Source organism: Sphingomonas sp. 28-62-11 (genome assembly GCF_002278865.1).
GTDB lineage: Bacteria > Pseudomonadota > Alphaproteobacteria > Sphingomonadales > Sphingomonadaceae > Sphingomonas.
In genome coordinates, this window is the sequence record NZ_NCGB01000044.1 from 1 (window position 1) to 20,264 (window position 20,264).

Sequence of the window (20,264 nt, forward strand, 5' to 3'; positions counted from 1 at the left end):
AGCGGGAACATCGTCTCGGGTCTGATCGGGGGCTTGCCTGTGACCTCGGTCATCGTGCGATCCTCGGCCAATGTGATGGCGGGTGCCGAAAGCAAGGCCTCTTCGGTGATGCACGGCATCTGGTTGCTGGTGTCGGTCGCCTTCATCCCGGCGGTGCTGAACCTTATCCCGCTGTCGGCGCTTGCCGCAGTCCTGATCGCAACTGGCTACAAACTGACCAACCCGGCGCTGTTCGTCGAACGCTTCAAACAAGGATTCTCCCAGTTCATTCCGTTTGTTGTGACGATCGGGGCGATTCTGTTCACCGATTTGCTGATTGGTATTCTGGTTGGCCTCGTGGTCGGCTTTGTGTTCGTCATCGCGCGCAATTTCCGTCCGGCGATCACCTTTGCAGTCGATGGCGAGGATTGCTTGCTGCGCGCACGCCGCAACCTGTATTTTATCCATAAGTATGAATTGCAGCAGGCGCTGAACAAGGTGCCCGATGGGTCGGTGCTGGTGATTGATTTGTCGTCGACCAACTATGTCGATCTCGACAACATCGACATCATCAATGCGTTCATCAAGGGCGCGAAGTTCCGCAACATCGACGTCCATGTTCGCGGCGATGTTGCCGAGCGGACTGCGCCGAAAATCAATGCGCCATCCTATGGGGTTCGCTTCGCATGAGACATTACAAGCAGCTGCTGCTCGCCAACAAGGCCTGGGCCAAAGAACTCACCGACGAAAATCCGGAGTTTTTCAAGCGCCAGATTGCCGGTCAGAAACCCGATTTCCTGTGGATCGGCTGTTCGGATAGCCGCGTTAGCCCCGAACAGATGACAATGACCCCGCCGGGCGGGATGTTCATCCATCGCAATGTTGCCAATCTGGTCAATGAAGACGATCTGAACCTGATGTCGGTGTTGCAATATGCAGTCGATGTGTTGGCGGTTCGCCACATTATGGTCTGCGGGCATTATGGCTGCGGCGGTCTGCAGGCCACCCTGGCGGGTGGGACAGAAGGGGCCGTGGATGCATGGCTCAGCAACGCCCGCGCCGTGCTCCACGCCCATGAAGAGGAAGTGCTTGGCCAGGCCGATGACGAAACCCGGGTCAACCGATTGGTCGAAGTGAATGTGCGGGACCAGTTGGTGAAGCTGGCGCACACGAAACTGATCCAGGCGGCATGGGCACGCCAGCAGGAAGTGTTCCTGCACGGCTGGGTCTATGACATTCGCGACGGGCACATTAAACCGCTGCTCGAAATCGATGCCAAGACGCCGCTCGACGGTGTCGCTCGCCCAGATAAGGTGCTGCACGCCAGCGCCTAGAGTCTGATGACTTTTGGTTACCTGAAGTTACCTCCGTTCGGGCTGAGCGACGTCGAAGCCTACACGTTGCGCGTGCCCTTCGACTACGCTCAGGGCGAACGGCTTACGGGGCTGATCCAACCTAAAGACATCACGCTCTAAGCTTGGCTTTCTTGGATAAATGTCAGAGGGTCTGTAAGCCGGGTTCTGTCCCCCCTTCCCTTACGGGTAAGGATAGGCGACCATTCCTCTAGGCCCCGGATTGCCCCGGGGCTCAAGCAACCAACCCGGGCGGCGGGCCGGAACATGCCCTGAGGCCGAAACCTCGCGCCACCCCTATTCGGTCTTGCTCCCGGTGGGGTTTGCCGTGCCGCTTCCGTTACCGGTCGCGCGGTGCGCTCTTACCGCACCCTTTCACCCTTGCCTGTCTCACCCGAAGGCGAGCATTGGCGGTCTGCTCTCTGTGGCACTTTCCCTGGGGTTACCCCCGCCGGACATTATCCGGCACCGTCGTTTCCGTGGAGCCCGGACTTTCCTCGCGTGCTTGCACACCCGCGGCCGCCCGACCCTCTGACGGGGTAGCCTTAGTCGTCGCCCTGTGGCTTTGGCAACAGCAGCGCCAACAAGATCATTCTGCACTCAGCATCAACCTCCCCGTCGATCATCTCCGGGCGAAAACGGCGCTGGAACGCCATGATTGCCGCCATGGGATCAGTCACGTCATAGCCAAACCGTTCGAGCGCGAGCAGAAAGCCGCCCTGCGTCCAGTTCGGGTCCATCAAATTCTTGGTCGGGCGCGGCAGGGCGAGGCGCAGCCGGGCAAGTTTGCCCCAGGGAAACAGCTCGCCCGGGTCCCGCTTGCGGGCGGGCGCGATATCGGAATGGCCGACGATATTGCCGCGCGTAATCTCGTACCGATCCTTGATCTGCATCACGAGCTGAATGACGGAGGCGATCTGCTCGTCAGGAAAGGGGCGATAGCCGAATTCATGCCCCGGATTGACGATCTCGATCCCCACCGACGCACTGTTGATGTCAGACGGAATGTCGCGCCATTTCGAAACCCCGGCATGCCATGCCCTTTTGTCCTCATCGACCAGACGAAGCACGGTGCCATCCTCGGCAACCACATAATGCGCTGAAACGCGCGGCGTGGCGTCAGAATCGCGCAGCCGGGCAATGGCTGATTCCGCATCCTGCATCCCGGTATAGTGCAGCACGATCATCGTGATCGGCAGTTTGCGCTCATCGAAATTGGGGGATGGTGCATCGATGATCGTCATGCCGAGGGCGCTCGCGCCGTTCGTATTGTGACAATCGCTACGCCCAGCATTGCCAGAGCCCCCCCGAACACCATGATCGCCGTTACTGGCGTGTTGAAGTACCAAGATGCGGTAAAGACCGAAATCACCGGCGCCGCAAGCGTCAGCGGTGTGACAACGCCGACCGAATGGCGCTGCAACAGCCAGGACATCGCACCATGGGCCATTACCGTCGATCCGATCGCCGAAAAGCCAACCCAGGTCAGGGTGTGCAGCGGAATATCCGGAAGAGCAGCCATCGCGGCAGGCTCGATCGCCCAGGCGGAAAGCCCCAGGGTGATGGCACCCCACAGCCCGATCCACGCATAAATCGTCAGCACCCGCACACCAATCAGGCTCCGCTGGATCAGCGAACAGATCGCCCACAAAAGGCTCGCGAGCACGGTCAGCGCCAGCCCAAGGCGTTCGTTGACGATCGCAGGATCGAACACCAATACGCCAACGCCCATCAGCGACAGCGCGATGCCCAGCATTCTGGGCAAGTGGATCCGTTCCTTGAAAACAATGATCGTTAGGATGAGCGAGAAGGGCACCCCCAGCTGGCCGGCGATCGCCAGCGCCCCAACATTCGTCGCTGCGGCGAGCGAAAGGTTCAGCGCCAGGTAGAATGCCCCGCCTGATAAAATCCCGAGTGCGGTCAGCGCGCGCATCTTGCCGGGCACGATGCGCAGCGCCGTGGCGCAAACGAGCAGCACAATCGTCTGCCGCAGAAATGCTGCTGTCATCGGCGAGATCGCATCAACCGAGACTTTCACGGCGACGGTGTTGAGACCCCAAAGAACATTCATCGCGACCACAGCAGCTAGGTCGAGGGGCCCGAATGCCGGTTTTTCTGGGAGCGCACCCTGTTCCATCATCGCCGCTTGGCGCGGCACCGCATTAAAGTAAACGCTGGGCCATTCAGGCGGCGGCAGTTTCGATCGCTGAAGCAGGCGTTACGACGCGTTCGTACAGGCCGCGATAGTCTGGGCTTGGGATGAAGGCACAGGTCTGTCCGGCAACGGTTTCTCCGGCACCAAGGACGAGCAACCCGCCGGGCCGCATGACTTCGGCCAGCAGATCAAAAACACGCTTACGCAGCGTGGGCGAGAGATAGAACAGCACGTTACGGCACAACACCACATCGAAACGCCCGCACGGTGGCGGGTCGCCGACCAGATTGTGTCGGCGAAACGTAATCTTGCGGACGAGGTCGGGATTGGCGATCCAATCAGAACCCACCGCATCGAACCATTTGATCATCTGGCGTACGGGCAATCCACGCTGAATTTCGAACTGCGAAAAGCGCGCAGCGCGGGCGCGCTGGATCGCCGCTTCGGATACATCGGTCGCCAGAATCTCTGGCTCGGCCATGCCGGTGCGTTCAAATCGATCGGCGAAGAGCATCGCCAGCGATAACGGCTCCTGCCCGTTCGAGCACGCAGCGGACCAAATCCTTAGTCGCCGGCTTCCCGGGGTTTCGCGCGCGTTAATTGCCGCGACCACGGTATCGAGGATTTGCCCATCCCGAAAAAAGGAGCTTTCCTGATTGAGTAATGCATCGACGATCATATCGGCGATGATACCCGTCTGATCATCCAGCAATTCAGCGACAAGCTGATCAAGCGTTTCGTGGCCACGCGCCTTGAGGACAGGCTTGAGCGCGGTTTCTATGCGCCAAGCGCGGTTGGCCGCAATTTGCTGCCCGGTGCGGGATTCAAGCAGCGCTGCCAGCACAGACATTGCACCCGTTTGCGCGGTGGGCTGGCGGTTGATAATCATCGCTGCGGCCTGCGCTGTTGGGCGATGATCCGGCCAATCTCGTCAGGCGCCAGCACGGCATCGGCAATGCCAGTCGACGCAACGCTGCCCGGCATTCCCCAAACGACCGAGCTCGTCTGATCCTGGACGATTACGGTGCCACCAACCCTGTTGATCTGCCGAGCCCCATCGGTGCCGTCACGACCCATGCCGCTGAGTACGATTGCAAGAGCGCGTGAACCATAGACGTCTGCGACCGTCTGAAACATCGGGTCGACCGAAGGCATGCACCCCGTTGCCGATCGTTCGCTGGTCAGGCGCAAGGCGGCACCTTCACCTACCGATACGCAGCGCAAATGCGCCTCGCCCGGTGCAATCACCACCCGCCCGCGCTCGATCCGCATGTGATCGGTGGCGACAACGCAAGGACGCCCGGCCAGAACCGCGACCTGCGCGGCAAAATAGGGCATGAATGACGGCGGCAGATGCTGAGTGATCAAAATCGGCAACTGGCATGAGGCCGGGATCGCTCGAAGCAATAAGCTTAGAGCATGGATGCCGCCGGTCGACGCACCGATGGCAACGATATCGAAATCATCGGCGAGCGCGGTCGAATGGACGTAAGGTGCGATTGGGCCTGGAATCCGCTCACCGCCGTCGATTAACCGGGTGAGTTTCTCCTCCAGTACATCGGCGAACTTGCCCACCAGATTGCCGGTGTTGGGTTTCACGAGTGTGTCGGCCGCACCCAGCGTCAATGCCTGGATCGATGCTGCAGCCCCTTCCGCGCATGATGAAGAAACGATCAGCACGCGGGCACCACGCCCGGCGGCGATGATATCAGGCAGGGCGGTCAGACCGTCCACACCGGGCATCTCGATGTCGAGCAAAATGATGTCGACCTCGTTCTTCTGCAGAAACGACAGCGCCGCCTGGGCGTCGGCAACGGCACCGGCAATCACAAAGCGTTCGCTGGCATCGAGCATCCGGCTGATCACGGCACGCGCGACGACAGAATCATCGACAATCAGGATGCGGGCAATGCCCGCATCGGAAAAGGCTGAAAGCGGATTTGGGATGACGGACTGCACCGGCCTAGCTCCGGTCAGGCCACGCCGACGATCTGGAGCTTACTTTCCAGCGTTTCGCGATCGAACGGCTTCATTACATATTCGTCAGCGCCCGCCTCAATGGCAGCGCGGATATAGGCCATGCCATTTTCGGTGGTGCAGAACACAACTTTGGGGCGTCGCGTGACCGCACTTTCGCGCAACGCACGGAGGAAATCCATGCCGCCCATTACTGGCATGTTCCAGTCGAGCAGGATAACATCGGGTGCCGATTTAAGGCAGCTTTCCAGCGCCTCGCGACCATCGCCGGCTTCGCTGACCTCGAAATTCAGGGTCTCCAGAATATGTCGGGCAACCTTTCGGATCACCTTCGAATCGTCGACCACTAGGCAAGTCTTCATGTTTTGAACCCCGTTGTACGCACCACGGCGTATGTCTGCACGAAAAGCGTAAGTGTAGCGTTAAGGTGCGCGATCATGCCGCGATTGCATTGCCCGGAATCAGCGTCCGAAGGTCTACTGCCAGCACCGGATCGCCGTCGCGATTCACGATCCCGCATCCCACCCGCGCCCATCCACCATCGACCGCGACCCCGCCGGAAAGCGGTGCCCGAACAAATGGGGCCACATCTTCAAGCGCATCGACCAGGATCGCATAATGATGGCCGTCTACCATCGTGATCACGGCACGAGACGGCGCTATCGCGCTTTCGACAAGCCCAAGTGCGGCATGCGTATCGATAACCATCACGACACGGCTGCGCAAAGCAGCGAGCCCGCGCACTTCGGCACCAGCGCGGGGAACCGGTGTAATCTCGCCGATGTCGACCACCGAGTCGACCTGATCGGAATTGATGGCGACCGTGCGACCCGCAATCCGCGCGATCAGAAACAGCTCCTCCATCATCGCCCCCTTCCGCCGGTCTGGCGCTGCGCCAGCGCAGCCAACAATCCGTCGCGATCATAGCGGTACACGCTGTCTTCGCTGTCGCTACCGGGCTGGGGATCGGTGCGCAATCGAACCACCGGGGCGCTGCCATGAGCAACGACCGAATCAGCGTCCATCGCCAACGCAACGGTGGCGCGCTCGCCGGACTTCATTTCGGTAACTACCTTATACCCTGCTGCTTCCAGCACAGGTTTCAGGAACTGTTCCATCCAGCGCGCTTCTTTTCCGGTGAGCAGACAGACCGGTGATGATGCCATATGGCGATGCGGATCGGCATGGGTGGCGAACAGCCAGTGAATGTCGAGCATTTCGACCTGTTCACCGTCAATCGCGACGACGCCGGCGATCGGCCCGGTGATGCGCGACGGCACCATTTCCTGTGTAATTGCGACGATATCGAGGGCTTCGGCAATCACATAGCCAATCTCGACCTGGCCATCGGCCAGCCGGAGTACGGCGACGTCGCTTTGGGCGGCCACCAGATCGGCTGCACCCGCAACCCCGGCGAGCGGCAGGATCATATCGTCGATCGACAGCCGCAATTGGCCTGCGGACTGGCGGACCGCGTGACTGCTGGCAAGTTCGACACGGTCGATAATCTCGAGCGGAACGGCTCGACGCTTACCGTCAAGATCCAGGAACAATAGCGCATGGAACCGGGGCGCTTCAGCCTCGGCATGCTGTCCGTCCTGGTCAGCAATCGTCTCACGAACGAAGTGCAAACCGGCCTTCGCAGCGATCCCCGCACAATCGAGCAGCAGCATCGGTCGGCCGCTGTCCGGCAGGGTCTGCCCCGCATAAAGCCCGGTCGCGATGACAGCAGGCGGTGCGGGCTTGATCACCAGTTCCTCGGTATCGAGCACCTCGTCGACGGCGAGCGCAAAACTGCCGCCGGCCACGCTGACGATTGCCATCATTCTGATATCGTCCACCGTGTCGCGCAAGCCAAGCATTCCGCACAACGGCACCAGTGGCAATCGGCGATCGCGGACGGTCGCCACCGGGGTATCGCCTAGCATGTCGACGCGTACGGCATCCCCGCGCACGGTGACGATTTCCTCGATCGATTGACGCGAAATCGCAAAGCGCTGGCCAGCAGCGCCAACGACGATGGTGGAGATGATCGACAGCGTCAGCGGCACATGGATGGCGATGTGCAGGCCCCTGCCCGGATTATTGGTCAGTTCGACGCGGCCGCCAATCTGTTCGATGTTGGCGCGGACGACATCCATGCCGACGCCGCGGCCAGATATTGCGGTAACCTCGCTTTTGCTCGACAAGCCCGGCTCGAAGACGAGATCGAGCTGTGCTCGTTCCGATAGGGCGCGAAGTTCGGCTTCGCTGCGCTGGCCCGTCGACGCCAACTTGGCAATCAGGCGATCGACGTCGATCCCGCGCCCATCGTCGATCACTTCGATGATGATCTGGTTACCGGATTGGCGGGCCGATACGGTGAGGCGACCATTTTCGTTTTTGTGCGCCGCAAGGCGTTCAGCGGGCGATTCAAGGCCGTGATCGACGGCGTTTCGGATGATGTGCACCAGCGGATCGCGCATCATCTCGATCATTTCGCGATCAAGTTCGACGTCGGACCCTTCGATATAAAGCGCCACGCTCTTGCCGAGTTGGGCAGCCGTATCGCGCACCATGCGAGGCAGCGCCGAAAACAGCGCTTCGATCTTCTGCATCCGAGTACGCGTCACTGTATCGCGCATTTCTGCAACGGTGTGTGAAAGTCGGTCGAGCGCTGCTTCGATCGCAGGATCGACCGTTTCGTCGCGCAAGCGCCGGGCGAGTTCGTTGCGGGCAAGCACCATATCAGACATGCCGCTCATCATCAGATCGAGCAGATCGACGCTCAGCCGCACGCTTCGGGTGGCAGCCCGCTGGACGACAGGGCTTGCCCCGATCGTGCTGACGGCTTCGGCATCCTTGTCGAGCGCGGCGATCAGCAGGTCTTCGCCCGAATCGTCGAGCGCGGCGCCCGCATCAATTGCCTCGATAATCTCGCCGATCCGGTCGACAATTGCGAGTACGGCGTTGACCAGCCTGGTGTCTGGCACGCGGTCGCCTGATCGGACGGCGGCGAGCACGTCTTCGGCGGCGTGGCTAAGTCGGCTTAGGCGCGGAAGATCGAGAAAACCGCAGCTTCCCTTCACGGTGTGAACAAAGCGGAAGATCGCATCCAGCCGGGTGCGATCCGACGGATTGGCTTCCCACATCACGATTTCGCCCGAAAGCGCTTCCAGCGTCTCCCGGGTTTCAGCGATGAATTCTTGCAGAAGATCGTCCATGGGCCCCCGATATGCCTGTTCCGGCGGGGCAATTCATGACGACAAGCGGTTAAATTGCGGTTTACCCCGCGCGAAAAGCTGCACCGAACAGCAGAACGGGGGCATCGGGATCGGATACCTGCACTTCCCCGCCGCCTTCCGCGACCAGCGCATGCACCAGATGCGCGGCCGCGGCGCGTGGCGTGATCACCACATCATCGGCTGCCCCCATCAGTGCGGTCCGCAATTCGCTATCGAGTACGATGCGTGGCCCGTCCCCGCGCACGACGATTTCGACGAGGCCATCGACTACCTCAGCACCAATATCGAGCTGCCCACCGCGGATCAGCGCATCACCTGCGATCAGCGCCAGGTTCAGCAAAACCTTGATGGCGGGCTTGGGCAGCACCGAATCCTCGACCAGCCAGCCGAGTTTTACCCGGTGATTATCGCCAAACAGCCCTTCAATCGCCGCGCGCGCTTCCCGCGAATCGACGGTTTCGCCAAACCCACCAGCCGCGCCGAAGGCCAGCCGGAAGAATTTGAGTTTGTTCGCAGATGCTCGTGCGCTTTCCCCGAGCAGTTCGAGGCAGCGGTTGCGCATTTCGGGGTCATGCTCGTCGGCGAGCAGCTCCAGCCCGTTATTCAGGGCACCGACCGGGCTAAGCAAATCATGGCACAGGCGGGAGCATAACAGGCTGGCGAAATCGACCGGGCTGATCGTCATTTACAAAGCGGCTCCAGGTAACGGGAAATTACTCGCGCCCCTCATGGCGAAGCGGGCCCGGGGGCGCAAGGCGCAGTAACGCAGAGGGGGACGGGTTCGAAGCATTCGCGCCACGCTCCACCCTGCCGCACCCGCCACAGCCGAGCCTTACCGCTGCCGATGATTAGCCACAGCGTACCCTCGCCATTGGCTGCCGCGGCGTCACAAGCCGATGGCTCGGCCACGCCGGTAGGGTGCGAATGGTAATGGCCGATCAGCATCGGGCCGCCGCCGCGCATGGCCCGGTAAGCGGTGATCAGCGCGGCTGGATCGATCTCAAATCGAACGGCCGGTTCATCAGCGACATTGGTGCAGGGCTGAACAAGGTCGATCTGCGTTGCAGACCCAAACAACAGTCCACACACTTCGCGATCGGGCGATTGGGCGGCCGCCGCAACGATCCCGTCGAGCAGCGCGCTTGCAATTTCAACAGCGCTTTCCATATCGCTGGCATGGACCGGGGGGCTGAGATTATTCAAGTGCGGATTGCCGGGGTGGCCGATGGCCTTCGCCTCGATCGCGCGCTTGCCGATGCGGCGCCGTCGCTGTCGCGCGAGCGACTAAAGGCGCTGATTACCAGCGGCAATGTGGTCGATGAGCGCGGCGAGGCCAGCCGTGATCCTTCGCGCAAGGCTATTGGCGGCCAGCTGTTCAACGTCACGCTCCCCGCCCCTATCCCGCTCGGCAATGAGGCGCAGGATATCGCGCTGCATGTAGTGTTCGAAGACGACCATCTGATCGTGATCGACAAACCAGCCGGTCTGGTCGTGCACCCCGCCGCTGGCAATCTCGACGGTACGCTGGTCAACGCCCTGCTGCACCACTGCGCTGGGCAGCTTTCGGGCATTGGCGGGGTGGCGCGGCCGGGAATTGTCCACCGGATTGACAAGGATACTTCGGGGCTGATGGTCGCTGCCAAATCGGATGCAGCCCATACTGGGCTCGCCGCCCAGTTTGCGGCACATTCGATTGATCGACGCTACATGGCGATCGTGACCGGCAGGCCTCAGCCGTCCGAAGGGACGATCGACAAGCCGCTTGCGCGATCACCGTCCAACCGCAAAAAGATCGCGATCGTCCAGGGCGGCAAGCATGCCATTACCCATTATCGGATGATCCGGGCGCTTAAGGGCGCGGCACTGATTGAATGTCGGCTCGAAACCGGGCGGACCCACCAGGTGCGCGTCCATATGGCGTCAATCGGTCATGCGTTGCTTGGCGATCCCGTCTATGGCGGCACCAAACAGCAGCACCGTGCGTTGTTGGAAGCGCTGGGATTTCGCCGGCAGGCCCTGCATGCGGCACGTTTGGGCTTCATTCACCCGGTGAATAGTAACGCTTTGTCGTTTGATAGCGAAATGCCATCGGACATGCAGGAACTCTACGATACACTCTATAGTCTAGGTTGAGCTATGGTGCCCGGTTCGGCATTATTCATAGCGAAAAAAGGGAGATTTGATGATGGCAAGCGGCAGCAACGTCCCAGCGACGATCCCCGCCCTGGGCGGCGAGGCAAGCCTCAATCGCTATCTCGCCGAGATCAAGAAGTTTCCGATCCTGGCGCCAGAGCAGGAATATATGCTCGCGAAACGCTTTGAAGAGCACGGCGATACCGATGCGGCCGCCCAGCTTGTAACCTCGCATCTTCGCCTCGTCGCGAAAATCGCGATGGGCTATCGTGGCTATGGCCTGCCCGTCAGCGAACTGATTAGCGAAGGCAATATTGGTCTGATGCAGGGCGTGAAGAAGTTCGAGGCTGATCGCGGCTTCCGCCTCGCCACTTATGCGATGTGGTGGATCCGCGCATCGATCCAGGAGTTCATCCTGCGCAGCTGGAGCCTCGTGAAGATGGGGACCACAGCGGCGCAGAAGAAGCTGTTCTTCAACCTGCGTCGGATGAAGGCGAAGCTCGACGCGTTCGAGGACGGTGATCTGAAGCCCGAGGATCTGGCGAAGATTGCCAAGGATCTGGGCGTCACCGAAGAAGAAGTGACGAGCATGAACCGCCGCATGGCCATGGGCGGCGATACATCGCTCAACGTGCCGATGCGCGAGGATGGCGAAGGCCAGTGGCAGGATTGGTTGCAGGATGATGCCCCGTTGCAGGATGCAGTCGTGGCCGAAGCCCAGGAAGCCGACGTCCGTCACTCGATGCTGGTTTCGGCGATGGACGATCTGAACGAGCGCGAGAAGCATATCTTGACCGAACGCCGACTAACGGACGACCCGAAGACGCTGGAAGAACTCAGCCAGGTTTATGGTGTTTCGCGCGAACGCGTCCGGCAGATCGAGGTGCGCGCCTTCGAAAAGCTGCAAAAGGCGATGATGCGGTTGGCCGGTGATCAGCGCATGCTGGCGGCGTACTAAACAGGTACGATGACGGAACGATCGGGGTTGATTGCAGCCCCCGCTTCATGCGACCCGGTGGATCGATGATCCGCCGGGTTTTTTCCATCGCTGCAAAGGCCGTTATCGGCTTTGTGCTGATATCGCTGCTGTGGGTGGTACTCTACCGCTTCGTGGCCCCTCCCATCACTTTCACGATGATCGGTGATGCGATCGGCGGGCACAGCATCAAGAAGAGCTGGATGCCCTTGTCGCAGATCGACCCCGATATGGCCCGTGCCGCCATTGCGGGCGAGGATTCGCGGTTTTGCACGCATTCCGGGTTTGATCTGGAGGCGATCGAAAAAGCCTACCAACGCAACGCGCGCGGCGGGCGGATTCGCGGGGGCTCCACAATCAGCCAGCAAACCGCAAAGAATGCTTTCCTGATTCAGGGCGGGGGCTATGTTCGAAAGGCGTTCGAGGCCTATTTTACGGTGCTGATCGAGGCGATCTGGGGCAAGCGCAGGATCATGGAAGTCTATCTCAACATCGCCGAGACGGGCATAGGGACCTATGGCGCTAATGCGGCAGCCAAGCGCTATTTTGGCCATGATGCCTCGCGGCTGACACCGTCGGAGGCGGGGCGGATCGCCGCTGTCCTGCCGTTACCAAAGAAACGCGCCGCCATATCGCCACGCGGCTTTACCAAGCGGCATGGCAATTCCATTTCGCGGCGCGTTGGCGTCGTGCGCAATGACGGGCTGGACAGCTGTCTGCGGTAACGGACGGCGCCCCCCGCATCCGATTATTTGTCGGGATCGACGGCTCTCTCGACGGCAGCGCCGGCCTTTTCAGCGCTGTCGCCGACCTTTGTCGCCGCTGAACCGATCGCCTCGGTACGTAGCTGATCATTCGTTTTCTGCGCCATCAGGAAATAGGCGCCGACGGCCACCAACAGAAGTATCGCAAAACCGATGAACAGCCCGGCGCCCGATCCGCCGCGTTCGACGACGATAGTGGTTGGCGATGCGGGTTTATCGGGACCGGAATCCCGCTTGTAATCGACCATGGTTAAGCTCCCTGTACATTGTCGGACTTCAACAAGGCATAGGGGTTAATGTTCCGCTCGATCAGAACGGCAGCTTGAACCCTGGCGGCAATGGCAGACCGCTGGTCATTTTCGCCATTTCGGCACTGGAGGCGGCATCGGCCTTCGCGCGCGCATCGTTCAGCGCAGCGGCGATCAGGTCTTCGAGCATTTGCTTTTCGCTTGGCTGCATCAGGCTGTCGTCGATCGCCACCCCGATGATCCGGCCCTTGGCGGACGCGCGGACCTTCACTAGTCCGCCGCCCGATGCGCCTTCAACCTCGATATGATCGAGATTGGCCTGCGCTTTCTCCAGTTCGGCCTGCACATTCTGCGCCATGGCCAGCATGTCTTCGATACCCTTCATGTCGCACTCCGTTGTTGCATGTTCCATTCGACGATCTCGCTCGCGGGAAACGCTTCAAGCACCGCCTTGACGATCGGCGCCTCACGCACCGCATCAAGCTCGCTTTCGCGCGCCAACGCTTGCGCCTCACGCATGCTTGGGGTGCCGACGACATCCTCGGTCGTGATCCGCCAGTTTTGGCCGGTCAAACGACGAAGCACATCGGCCAGTTCGCGCGGAATGTCTGCCGGGAATGGTTTGGCCGAGCTAAGCACAATCTCCGGCGGTTCAAACCGAACGACACGCCCGGTGAGCCGGAGCTTTTCGGCCAAGCTCATTTCGCGTGCGGTATCGAGCATCCCCAGTACTGCCTCGAAACTGGTAGGGAGCGCCTGTAGTGCGGGATCGCTTCCGATGGCTGAAGGCGCAGGGGCTACAGGTTGTGATGGCGATGTGGGGGCGCCCGGTTGGCCAACGGCGATTCCCTGTTCCGCCAATCGACGGGCCAGTTCACCGGGGTCAGGCAGGCTGGCGGCATGGATCACGCGAAGCAGCGCCATCTCACACGCCTCAATCGGCAGCGCGGCCCGGGCGACCTCTTCATGGCCCTTGAGCAGCAGCTGCCACAGCCGGTGCAAAGCTGCATAGGAAAGCGACGCCGCCCATTCCTCGAGCGCCGCGCGTTCTTCGGCCGACTGCGTCGAATCGGCCTCGGTGCCGAGCTTGGTCAACATCACCGCATGGACCGATTCGAGCAGCGCGCGCAGCACGCCAAGCGGATCGACCCCCAGGTCATATTGCCGCCGCAGCGCCGCCAATGCCCCGCGCCCATCGCCCGCCAGAACCAGCCCGAGCAGCGCGCGCACCGCGCCACGATCCGACAGGCCGAGCATGTCGCGTACAGCATCGGCACGCACGCCGCCGCCTTCCATGCCAGCATGCGCGATTGCTTGGTCGAGGATCGACAGCCCGTCGCGCGCCGATCCTTCGGCCGCACGCGCGATCAGCGCCAGCGCCTCGGGCTCTGCTTCCACGCCCTCAGCGTGCACGACATGCGCGAAATGCGCGGCGAGCTTTTCGCTCGTGATACGGCGCAAATCGAAACGCTGGCAGCGCGACAGCACCGTTACCGGCACCTTGTTGACCTCGGTGGTCGCGAACAGAAACTTCACGTGCGGCGGCGGCTCTTCGAGCGTCTTGAGCAACGCGTTGAACGCGTTCTTCGACAGCATATGAACTTCGTCGATGATATAGATCTTGAACCGCGCCGAGACCGCTGAATAGCGCGAGGCATCGATGATCTCGCGCACGTCATCCACCCCGGTATGGCTGGCGGCGTCCATTTCGATCACGTCGATATGCCGCCCCTCAGCAATTGCGCGGCATGGCTCGCACACGCCGCAAGGATCGATCGTAGGGCCACCTTCGCCATCGACACCGATACAATTGAGCGCTTTGGCGATGAGCCGTGCAGTCGAGGTCTTGCCCACGCCGCGCACCCCGGTGAGCAGGAAGGCATGTGCCAGTCGGCCGCGTTTGATGGCATTACCCAGCGTTGTGACCATCGCATCCTGGCCGATCAGCTCGCTGAAATTCTGCGGCCGATATTTGCGAGCGAGCACGCGGTAGGCTTCAGCCTTTGCGGGCTGCGGGGGTTCGCCAAGATCGAGGAAGGAGTCGGCCATGACCACCTATCTAGGGGCAGGCGCGACGGATGTCGAAGGGGTGTTGGTAAGAGAACTGAGTTGCGCCGCGGCAAAGCCGCGCCGTCGAACGGGCCTCGCCCGTCGGCCGCGCTTGCGCGTCCTTTTTTTAGCCTAGCTGTCAAAATGCGCGCTTCGCGGTGGGAGCCGGGACGACCCGTAGCGAAAATCGTTGTGGCTGCTGCCTTCCGGCCCTGACCAAGTTGGCGACGGCTACGCCCGCCCGACTCCCGGCTCGCATATGGGGGAGTAAGGCGGGCGGATCAAGGTTTAGTAGCGAACGCGGATCGTGCGGCAACGGCGAATGCGGTTTCCGCCTCGATAGGTGACCTTGCACACCCGGCGCGTGCGATAATTATGACGCCAGCGGTTGTTGCTTCGCCAGCCATTATGGCGCGTTACCGTGCGGCGCTGGGTAACGACCACGCGTTCCTGCCGAGTCACGCGTTCTTGGGCGCTGGCGGCCGAGATGGTCGGGATCGGCGTCAGGGCAGAGGCGCCCACAAGTGCGGCTGCGATGAAGGCGATGAATTTCATGGCTATCCTCCTGCGGTGCGGGAAGGCACCAGAGGCGTAATGGTTAGCGGCCCTGCATGTTCCGCGTCTCACGCGGCATCTTCACCGTCAGGCTCTCCCACCCCGCATCGAGCCAGATCTGGCAGGCAAGCCGACTGTTGCGCGTCGCGCCGAGCGCGAGATCGAGCATATCCTCTTCCTCCTCCCGCGCGGGCTTCAGCTTGGCGAAATCATCGGCATCGATGATCACATGGCAGGTCGAACACGCCATCTGCCCCTCGCAGGTGCCTTCGAGCGGCTGGCCATCGGCCTGGGCGATATCGAGCAGCCGGTCGCCGGGCTGACCATCCACTTCCCGCACGGTGCCATCGGTGGCGACAAAGCGAACGCGGATCATGCGACCATTTCCTGTGCAGCGGCAGCGGCAATGATGGCATCGATCGCAGTCATCAATTCTTCCTGTGTCGTATAGCGCCCAAACCCTAGTCGAATGCTCGCCCGCGCCTCTGCCTCGGTCAAGCCCATGGCCTGAAGGACATGGCTGGGCCTGCCCGATCCACTCGCACAAGCCGAGCCCGCCGAAAAGGCGATCGTGCGGCAATCGCTCATCAATCGGGCAACGTCGAGACCGTCGCGGCGCAGGTTCAGATTGCCGTGATAGCGTTGGTTGGTTGACCCATTAATGTGCCAGCCGGGGCCAAAATGCTGGCGCGCGATACCGGCAAGCAGTTCGACATGCGCCTGATCCGCGTTTGCCCGGTTGGCTATCAGTTGCGCCGCTATGCCAAAACCGGCGCATAAGGCGGGCGACAAGGTCCCGGATCGACCAAGTGCTTCCTGCCCGCCGCCGTGTATCAAAGGTTCAAGGGTAACGCCGTCTCGCACCCAAAGCGCGCCGATGCCCTTGGGACCATGGATCTTGTGGCCCGAGACAGCGACCAAGTCGCACGCATCAGGAATCGGCACCCGGCCATAGCCCTGAACGGCATCGCACAGCATCAACGCGCCCGCTGCATGCGCCAGATCGGCGAGCGCCGAGATCGGCTGGATCACCCCGGTTTCGTTGTTCACGAGCATCGCCGCGACCAGCCCGACCCCAGGTGCAATCGCAGCCCGGGCGGCTTCGAGATCGATCAGGCCATCGACGCCGACCGGCAGAATCACCGCCCGCCGCCCCTCCCGTCGCACCGCCTCGACTGTATCGAGCACAGCGGCATGTTCGGTGGCGATCGTCACGATCGAGCCGCTGGTGCCCTTGATCGCCCAGTTCAGCGCTTCGGTCGCACCGCTGGTGAAGGCGAGCGAGCCGCCCGGCGGCAACAGGGCCGAAACCCGTTCGCGCGCCACCTCCACGGCTGCTTTGGCCGCCCGCCCAGCGCTGTGCGACGAATGCGGGTTGGCGTGGCTGTCACGGAGCCAGGGAAGCATCGCCTCAAGCGCTTCGGGCGCGAGCGGGGTGGTCGCCTGATAATCGAGGTAAATCATGCCGCCCGCTTCGATGCATCCTGCGCGACTTCGAGCCAGGCTTCGCGAAAGGCCTCGATCTCTTCGGGCGTGGTGTTCCACCCGAAGCTCACCCGGATCGTGCGGCTGGCAGTATCCTCATCCACGCCAAACGCTGCCAGCGCGCGGCTACGCTTGAGCGTGCCCGACGAACAGGCACTGCCCGCCGATACAGCAAACCCCATCGCATCGAAGCGGATCAGCTGCGCGGCGGAGGAGAGGTTCGGCATCGCAACCGCAAAAACATGTGACGATTGCGCGCCGGGCGCAATGACGTCCCCCGCTGCGTTGAAGATGTCGGTAAGAGCAAATCGCTGATCGACATTGGTATGCCAGCTATCCAATCCACCCGCTTCCAGCGCGGCGGCAAAACCGAGCGCGCCGGGCAGGTTTTCGGTGCCCATCCGATAGCCGAATTCATGCCCGCCAACCGGCTCCAGCACAGCAAGGTCGCGCACCAGCAGCGCGCCGATCCCGGGCGGGCCACCCAGCTTGTGTGCTGACACCACAATCAGATCGGCGTCGGGGAGAGGATACTTTCCAGCCGATTGCGAACAGTCGCTCAGCAGCAACGCGCCGGCGGCCCGGATCGCGTCGATAGCAGCGGGGTGTTGATAGGGGATGATCTGTGTGCCGGTTTCGGAATTGGTTTTCTGCAGCGCCACAATCGGCCGGCCGGACCGATCCAGCAACGAAGCCAGAGCATCACCATCGACCTCGCCGTTCGTAATCGGCACCACCTCAGCCCCCGGCGCCGCGCGGAACACCGCGTCATGTTCCACCGCGCTGACGATCCGCCGCTCGACTTTCGCCCGGTTGAGCGCGATCCACAGTGCCTCGCTCGCGCCGCTGGTAAAAATCAGCTCGCCTGTCCAGCCGAGTGCTGCCTTGATCCGCGCCCGCGCTTCTTCCAGCGCCGCGCGGGCCGCGCGTCCTTCGGCATGGGGGGAAGACGGATTGGACCAGCGCGCCATGCCTTCGGCCACCGCCGCGATTGCCTCTGGGCGTATCGGCGTGGTTGCGGCATGATCGAGATAGATGCGCTTTTTCACGCGGCTAGCCCTAGCCGCCTAGAATGATTGCGCCAAGCGGGCCCTTTCCTCTATAGCCGCGCATCCCGCGTTCGGCGCGCCACCTTGATTGGTCAGCAGGTTTTTCATGCCCGAAGTTATTTTTCCCGGCCCCGATGGCCGTCTCGAAGGCCGTTTCTCGCCCCCACCGCGCCCGCGTGCGCCCGTTGCGATGATCCTTCATCCGCACCCGTCGTCGGGCGGCACGATGAACAACCGGATCGTTCAGGAGCTCTACAAGACCTTCCAGCGGCGCGGCTTTGCCACGCTGCGCTTCAATTTCCGTGGCGTCGGCAAGAGCCAGGGCACGTTCGATAATGGGGTCGGTGAGCTCTCGGACGCAGCAAGCGCGCTCGATTGGGTGCAGAGCATCCACCCCGAAGCATCGACCACCTGGATCGCCGGGGTCAGCTTCGGCGCGTGGATCGGCATGCAGTTGCTGATGCGTCGCCCGGAAATCCGCGGCTTCATCTCGATCGCGCCGCCGGCCAATATGTACGACTTCACCTTTCTCGCCCCCTGCCCCTCATCGGGCATCATCATCCAGGGCGAGGGCGATGAGGTCGTCACCCCGCTGGCGGTGCAGAAGCTTGTCGACAAGCTGCGGACACAAAAGCACATCACCATCCATCACGATGTGTTGCCCCGCGCGAACCATTTCTTCGAGCATGAAATGCCGGAACTGATGGAAAGCGTGGACAATTATCTGGACATGCGGCTGGACCCGAACTCGCCGATCAAATAATATCATCCCATGGCCGACGGGCGCGAGATCTGGTTCGAATATCGTATTCAGGGATCGCGCCTGAAGGCGGTGCCAGTGAACGCGAAAGGCTGGGCAGCGTTGCTGGTGCTCGTCGCCTTTCCGCTGATGGTGACGCTTCCGATTGGCCAGTTGACGTGGGGTCTGGGCCCCGCCCCGTTCGTCATTTCATTGGTAACGTCGCTGACGCTGGTTTTCTTCGCCGTCCGTCACTTGCTCCGCACCCGAGGTCGCGAACGATACTAGAGCGTCCAGATCAACACGTTGCCGAACAAAACGGCTGCCATCACCAGCAGTAGCACACCCTTTTTGCGATCGACATTCTTCGCGATCATCCATCCGCCACCAATCAAGCATGCGAACACAGCCAACATCGCAATTGCAGGCGCGGCGGCGGCGATCGAGCCGAAGAGCGGTGTCATCGTGCGAGTACTGCCGCATAAGCGTCCGGGTCGACGTTACCCCCTGACAGGATGACGAGCATCTCCGGCACTGCGGCGACCTTCCCTGCCAGCAGCGCGGCCAGCGCTACCGCGCCGCCGGGTTCGATCACGAGTCGGAGATAGCGGGCTGCCCAGCGCTGGGCGTCTTCGATCTCAACTTCACTCACGGCAATCCCCGAAACGCCGCGCCGTGACAGAACGTCAAACGTCAACCGCGATACCTCTTTGGTCTGCAGCGAATCACAGGCGGTGGGCGGTGGGTTCGCGCCAACCGGCTCGATCCAGCCCGTTTCGAGCGAGCGTTTCATGTCATCCCAACCTTCTGGCTCGACGACGGTGATCGTCGCGTCGGGCAGCGCCAGCGCGATTCCGGCGGCCAGGCCGCCACCGCCGCATGGCACGATGACCTGAGTCGGCGAAGGCAGCCCCTGCGCCTTCATCTGCGCTGCCGCTTCGATGGCGGCACTGCCCTGCCCCTCGATGATCCAGGGATCGTCGAAACTCGGCACCAGCGCGGCGTTTCGCGCACCCGCCAAACTTGCGGCGATCTTCTCGCGGCTTTCGGTCGCACGATCATAGGTGACGATTTCTGCACCCAGCGCCAGCGTCGCTTCACGCTTCACTGCAGGCGCATCGCTCGGCATCACGATGAGCGCGGGCATGCCTAGCCGCTTCGCGGCCCAGGCAACCCCTTGGGCATGATTGCCTGATGAAAAAGCAACCACGCCCTTACTGCGCGATTCGGTATCGATTGCGGTCAACCGATGCCATGCGCCGCGCAATTTGAACGAACCGATCGGCTGCAGGCACTCCGCCTTGAAGGCAATCGATATACCGTTGAAATCATGGATAAATAACGGGCTTGGCGGCATGACAGCAGCAACCTTTGCGGCAGCATCGCGCACGCCTGCGCGGGTCGGTTGTCGCAAAATTGTCATCAAAAATTCCCCGGCAAACAAATAACTATTTACATGCGCGTCATGCGACCCTATTCGGCCCTTCCGCTGCCCCATGGGACTTCCAACCGCAAGGCAGCTTTTTCGTTTTGTCTCACGACATTTGGAGGTCCCTTGAGTTGCACAAGCATCATAGCG

General features: G+C 61.6%; 26 protein-coding genes and 2 other RNA genes. 8 read left to right on the forward strand and 20 right to left on the reverse strand.

All coding sequences use genetic code 11. The features are described 5' to 3' along the window. The 3 genes from B7Y49_RS12980 to B7Y49_RS12990 all read left to right on the forward strand — a co-directional run. A partial coding sequence (locus B7Y49_RS12980; protein WP_374128023.1) for a SulP family inorganic anion transporter occupies positions 1-669 on the forward strand: 669 nt, incomplete at its 5' end. After that, on the forward strand, positions 666-1,313 hold the full coding sequence (locus B7Y49_RS12985) for a carbonic anhydrase (protein WP_374128024.1): 648 nt from the start codon (positions 666-668) through the stop codon (positions 1,311-1,313). The genes B7Y49_RS12980 and B7Y49_RS12985, both read left to right, overlap by 4 nt. 6 nt (positions 1,314-1,319) lie before the next feature. Next, entirely contained in the window at positions 1,320-1,454 is a 135-nt protein-coding gene (locus B7Y49_RS12990; RefSeq protein WP_374128025.1) for a hypothetical protein, read from the forward strand. 18 nt (positions 1,455-1,472) lie between these two features. Here the strand turns inward: B7Y49_RS12990 and rnpB are convergent. The 10 genes from rnpB to B7Y49_RS13040 all read right to left on the reverse strand — a co-directional run bounded on the left by rnpB (position 1,473) and on the right by B7Y49_RS13040 (position 9,854). Then, positions 1,473-1,866, reverse strand: an RNA gene (rnpB, locus tag B7Y49_RS12995) — RNase P RNA component class A. A gap of 10 nt (positions 1,867-1,876) precedes the next feature. Beyond that, a complete protein-coding gene (locus tag B7Y49_RS13000; RefSeq protein WP_374128026.1) occupies positions 1,877-2,575 on the reverse strand; it encodes an N-acetylmuramoyl-L-alanine amidase in 699 nt (232 codons plus the stop codon). Next, on the reverse strand, positions 2,572-3,402 hold the full coding sequence (locus B7Y49_RS13005; protein WP_374128027.1) for a DMT family transporter: 831 nt from the start codon (positions 3,400-3,402) through the stop codon (positions 2,572-2,574). Before B7Y49_RS13005 ends, B7Y49_RS13000 begins: the two co-directional genes overlap by 4 nt. A gap of 112 nt (positions 3,403-3,514) precedes the next feature. Next, entirely contained in the window at positions 3,515-4,375 is an 861-nt protein-coding gene (locus B7Y49_RS13010) for a protein-glutamate O-methyltransferase CheR (RefSeq protein WP_374128028.1), read from the reverse strand. Further along, the gene (locus B7Y49_RS13015; protein WP_374128029.1) at positions 4,372-5,445 is read right to left on the reverse strand and encodes a chemotaxis protein CheB; all 1,074 of its coding nucleotides are present in this window, start codon (positions 5,443-5,445) and stop codon (positions 4,372-4,374) included. The genes B7Y49_RS13010 and B7Y49_RS13015 overlap by 4 nt, the downstream gene beginning before the upstream one ends. A 14-nt stretch (positions 5,446-5,459) precedes the next feature. Further along, positions 5,460-5,825, reverse strand: a complete 366-nt coding sequence (locus B7Y49_RS13020; RefSeq protein ID WP_374128030.1) for a response regulator — start codon at positions 5,823-5,825, stop codon at positions 5,460-5,462. Between the two features lie 73 nt (positions 5,826-5,898). Then, positions 5,899-6,327, reverse strand: a complete 429-nt coding sequence (locus B7Y49_RS13025; RefSeq protein ID WP_374128031.1) for a chemotaxis protein CheW — start codon at positions 6,325-6,327, stop codon at positions 5,899-5,901. Then, entirely contained in the window at positions 6,327-8,666 is a 2,340-nt protein-coding gene (locus tag B7Y49_RS13030) for a chemotaxis protein CheA (RefSeq protein WP_374128032.1), read from the reverse strand. The genes B7Y49_RS13025 and B7Y49_RS13030 overlap by 1 nt, the downstream gene beginning before the upstream one ends. 61 nt (positions 8,667-8,727) lie before the next feature. Then, positions 8,728-9,372, reverse strand: coding sequence for a histidine phosphotransferase family protein (locus tag B7Y49_RS13035; protein ID WP_374128033.1), 645 nt, complete (start codon positions 9,370-9,372; stop codon positions 8,728-8,730). Between the two features lie 41 nt (positions 9,373-9,413). Next, positions 9,414-9,854 (reverse strand): M67 family metallopeptidase, encoded by a 441-nt coding sequence (locus B7Y49_RS13040; protein WP_374128034.1) that lies wholly within the window; start codon positions 9,852-9,854, stop codon positions 9,414-9,416. Positions 9,855-9,863: 9 nt separating this feature from the next. Between B7Y49_RS13040 and B7Y49_RS13045 the strand changes: the two genes are divergently transcribed. The 3 genes from B7Y49_RS13045 (at position 9,864) to mtgA (ending at position 12,521) form a co-directional block, all read left to right on the forward strand. After that, positions 9,864-10,820, forward strand: a complete 957-nt coding sequence (locus B7Y49_RS13045; protein ID WP_374128035.1) for an RluA family pseudouridine synthase — start codon at positions 9,864-9,866, stop codon at positions 10,818-10,820. A gap of 52 nt (positions 10,821-10,872) precedes the next feature. Then, the gene (rpoH, locus tag B7Y49_RS13050; protein ID WP_374128036.1) at positions 10,873-11,778 is read left to right on the forward strand and encodes an RNA polymerase sigma factor RpoH; all 906 of its coding nucleotides are present in this window, start codon (positions 10,873-10,875) and stop codon (positions 11,776-11,778) included. Positions 11,779-11,843: 65 nt separating this feature from the next. Continuing rightward, the gene (gene mtgA, locus B7Y49_RS13055; RefSeq protein WP_374128037.1) at positions 11,844-12,521 is read left to right on the forward strand and encodes a monofunctional biosynthetic peptidoglycan transglycosylase; all 678 of its coding nucleotides are present in this window, start codon (positions 11,844-11,846) and stop codon (positions 12,519-12,521) included. Positions 12,522-12,544: 23 nt separating this feature from the next. On the opposite strand, the gene B7Y49_RS13060 is transcribed toward mtgA, so the two are convergent. From B7Y49_RS13060 to B7Y49_RS13095, 8 genes are all read right to left on the reverse strand, one after another. Then, positions 12,545-12,808, reverse strand: a complete 264-nt coding sequence (locus tag B7Y49_RS13060; protein WP_374128038.1) for a hypothetical protein — start codon at positions 12,806-12,808, stop codon at positions 12,545-12,547. A 61-nt stretch (positions 12,809-12,869) separates the two neighbouring features. After that, positions 12,870-13,193: a YbaB/EbfC family nucleoid-associated protein gene (locus tag B7Y49_RS13065; protein WP_374128039.1), complete on the reverse strand. Its 324-nt coding sequence runs from the start codon at positions 13,191-13,193 to the stop codon at positions 12,870-12,872. Further along, positions 13,190-14,857, reverse strand: coding sequence for a DNA polymerase III subunit gamma/tau (locus tag B7Y49_RS13070; RefSeq protein WP_374128040.1), 1,668 nt, complete (start codon positions 14,855-14,857; stop codon positions 13,190-13,192). Before B7Y49_RS13070 ends, B7Y49_RS13065 begins: the two co-directional genes overlap by 4 nt. Before the next feature lie 156 nt (positions 14,858-15,013). Next, positions 15,014-15,108: signal recognition particle sRNA small type (ffs, locus tag B7Y49_RS13075), an RNA gene on the reverse strand. A gap of 37 nt (positions 15,109-15,145) precedes the next feature. Beyond that, positions 15,146-15,412, reverse strand: a complete 267-nt coding sequence (locus B7Y49_RS13080; RefSeq protein WP_374128041.1) for a hypothetical protein — start codon at positions 15,410-15,412, stop codon at positions 15,146-15,148. A 43-nt stretch (positions 15,413-15,455) separates the two neighbouring features. Next, the gene (locus B7Y49_RS13085) at positions 15,456-15,788 is read right to left on the reverse strand and encodes a 2Fe-2S iron-sulfur cluster-binding protein (RefSeq protein ID WP_374128042.1); all 333 of its coding nucleotides are present in this window, start codon (positions 15,786-15,788) and stop codon (positions 15,456-15,458) included. Beyond that, positions 15,785-16,876, reverse strand: a complete 1,092-nt coding sequence (locus tag B7Y49_RS13090; protein WP_374128043.1) for a cysteine desulfurase family protein — start codon at positions 16,874-16,876, stop codon at positions 15,785-15,787. The genes B7Y49_RS13085 and B7Y49_RS13090 overlap by 4 nt, the downstream gene beginning before the upstream one ends. After that, positions 16,873-17,946 carry a cysteine desulfurase family protein gene (locus tag B7Y49_RS13095; protein WP_374128044.1) on the reverse strand — a complete coding sequence of 358 codons (1,074 nt, stop codon included), beginning with the start codon at positions 17,944-17,946 and terminating at the stop codon, positions 16,873-16,875. Before B7Y49_RS13095 ends, B7Y49_RS13090 begins: the two co-directional genes overlap by 4 nt. A gap of 106 nt (positions 17,947-18,052) precedes the next feature. On the opposite strand from B7Y49_RS13095, the gene B7Y49_RS13100 reads away from it, so the two are divergent. Next, positions 18,053-18,709 (forward strand): alpha/beta hydrolase, encoded by a 657-nt coding sequence (locus tag B7Y49_RS13100; protein ID WP_374128045.1) that lies wholly within the window; start codon positions 18,053-18,055, stop codon positions 18,707-18,709. 9 nt (positions 18,710-18,718) lie between these two features. After that, complete coding sequence (locus B7Y49_RS13105; RefSeq protein ID WP_374128046.1) at positions 18,719-18,973, forward strand: hypothetical protein; 255 nt, start codon at positions 18,719-18,721, stop codon at positions 18,971-18,973. Here B7Y49_RS13105 and B7Y49_RS13110 read toward each other — a convergent pair. Together B7Y49_RS13110 and B7Y49_RS13115 are read right to left on the reverse strand one after the other, a co-directional pair. After that, on the reverse strand, positions 18,970-19,149 hold the full coding sequence (locus B7Y49_RS13110; protein ID WP_374128047.1) for a hypothetical protein: 180 nt from the start codon (positions 19,147-19,149) through the stop codon (positions 18,970-18,972). The genes B7Y49_RS13105 and B7Y49_RS13110 overlap by 4 nt on opposite strands. Next, a complete protein-coding gene (locus tag B7Y49_RS13115) occupies positions 19,146-20,108 on the reverse strand; it encodes a threonine/serine dehydratase (RefSeq protein WP_374128048.1) in 963 nt (320 codons plus the stop codon). Before B7Y49_RS13115 ends, B7Y49_RS13110 begins: the two co-directional genes overlap by 4 nt. Positions 20,109-20,264 lie beyond the last annotated feature (156 nt).

Bases quoted from the DNA above. Each gene is read 5' to 3' on its own strand.
- B7Y49_RS13100 (WP_374128045.1), top strand. From the start codon at position 18,053: ATGCCCGAAGTTATTTTTCCCGGCCCCGATGGCCGTCTCGAAGGCCGT.
- B7Y49_RS13085 (WP_374128042.1), bottom strand. From the start codon at position 15,788: ATGATCCGCGTTCGCTTTGTCGCCACCGATGGCACCGTGCGGGAAGTG.
- B7Y49_RS13110 (WP_374128047.1), bottom strand. From the start codon at position 19,149: ATGACACCGCTCTTCGGCTCGATCGCCGCCGCCGCGCCTGCAATTGCG.
- B7Y49_RS13040 (WP_374128034.1), bottom strand. From the start codon at position 9,854: ATGGAAAGCGCTGTTGAAATTGCAAGCGCGCTGCTCGACGGGATCGTT.
- B7Y49_RS12990 (WP_374128025.1), top strand. From the start codon at position 1,320: ATGACTTTTGGTTACCTGAAGTTACCTCCGTTCGGGCTGAGCGACGTC.
- B7Y49_RS13030 (WP_374128032.1), bottom strand. From the start codon at position 8,666: ATGGACGATCTTCTGCAAGAATTCATCGCTGAAACCCGGGAGACGCTG.
- B7Y49_RS13070 (WP_374128040.1), bottom strand. From the start codon at position 14,857: ATGGCCGACTCCTTCCTCGATCTTGGCGAACCCCCGCAGCCCGCAAAG.
- B7Y49_RS13000 (WP_374128026.1), bottom strand. From the start codon at position 2,575: ATGACGATCATCGATGCACCATCCCCCAATTTCGATGAGCGCAAACTG.
- B7Y49_RS12985 (WP_374128024.1), top strand. From the start codon at position 666: ATGAGACATTACAAGCAGCTGCTGCTCGCCAACAAGGCCTGGGCCAAA.
- B7Y49_RS13020 (WP_374128030.1), bottom strand. From the start codon at position 5,825: ATGAAGACTTGCCTAGTGGTCGACGATTCGAAGGTGATCCGAAAGGTT.
- B7Y49_RS13025 (WP_374128031.1), bottom strand. From the start codon at position 6,327: ATGGAGGAGCTGTTTCTGATCGCGCGGATTGCGGGTCGCACGGTCGCC.
- B7Y49_RS13090 (WP_374128043.1), bottom strand. From the start codon at position 16,876: ATGATTTACCTCGATTATCAGGCGACCACCCCGCTCGCGCCCGAAGCG.
- B7Y49_RS13010 (WP_374128028.1), bottom strand. From the start codon at position 4,375: ATGATTATCAACCGCCAGCCCACCGCGCAAACGGGTGCAATGTCTGTG.
- B7Y49_RS13080 (WP_374128041.1), bottom strand. From the start codon at position 15,412: ATGAAATTCATCGCCTTCATCGCAGCCGCACTTGTGGGCGCCTCTGCC.
- B7Y49_RS13005 (WP_374128027.1), bottom strand. From the start codon at position 3,402: ATGAATGTTCTTTGGGGTCTCAACACCGTCGCCGTGAAAGTCTCGGTT.
- B7Y49_RS13045 (WP_374128035.1), top strand. From the start codon at position 9,864: ATGGACCGGGGGGCTGAGATTATTCAAGTGCGGATTGCCGGGGTGGCC.
- rpoH (WP_374128036.1), top strand. From the start codon at position 10,873: ATGGCAAGCGGCAGCAACGTCCCAGCGACGATCCCCGCCCTGGGCGGC.
- B7Y49_RS13065 (WP_374128039.1), bottom strand. From the start codon at position 13,193: ATGAAGGGTATCGAAGACATGCTGGCCATGGCGCAGAATGTGCAGGCC.
- mtgA (WP_374128037.1), top strand. From the start codon at position 11,844: ATGATCCGCCGGGTTTTTTCCATCGCTGCAAAGGCCGTTATCGGCTTT.
- B7Y49_RS13035 (WP_374128033.1), bottom strand. From the start codon at position 9,372: ATGACGATCAGCCCGGTCGATTTCGCCAGCCTGTTATGCTCCCGCCTG.
- B7Y49_RS13060 (WP_374128038.1), bottom strand. From the start codon at position 12,808: ATGGTCGATTACAAGCGGGATTCCGGTCCCGATAAACCCGCATCGCCA.
- B7Y49_RS13115 (WP_374128048.1), bottom strand. From the start codon at position 20,108: ATGACAATTTTGCGACAACCGACCCGCGCAGGCGTGCGCGATGCTGCC.
- B7Y49_RS13105 (WP_374128046.1), top strand. From the start codon at position 18,719: ATGGCCGACGGGCGCGAGATCTGGTTCGAATATCGTATTCAGGGATCG.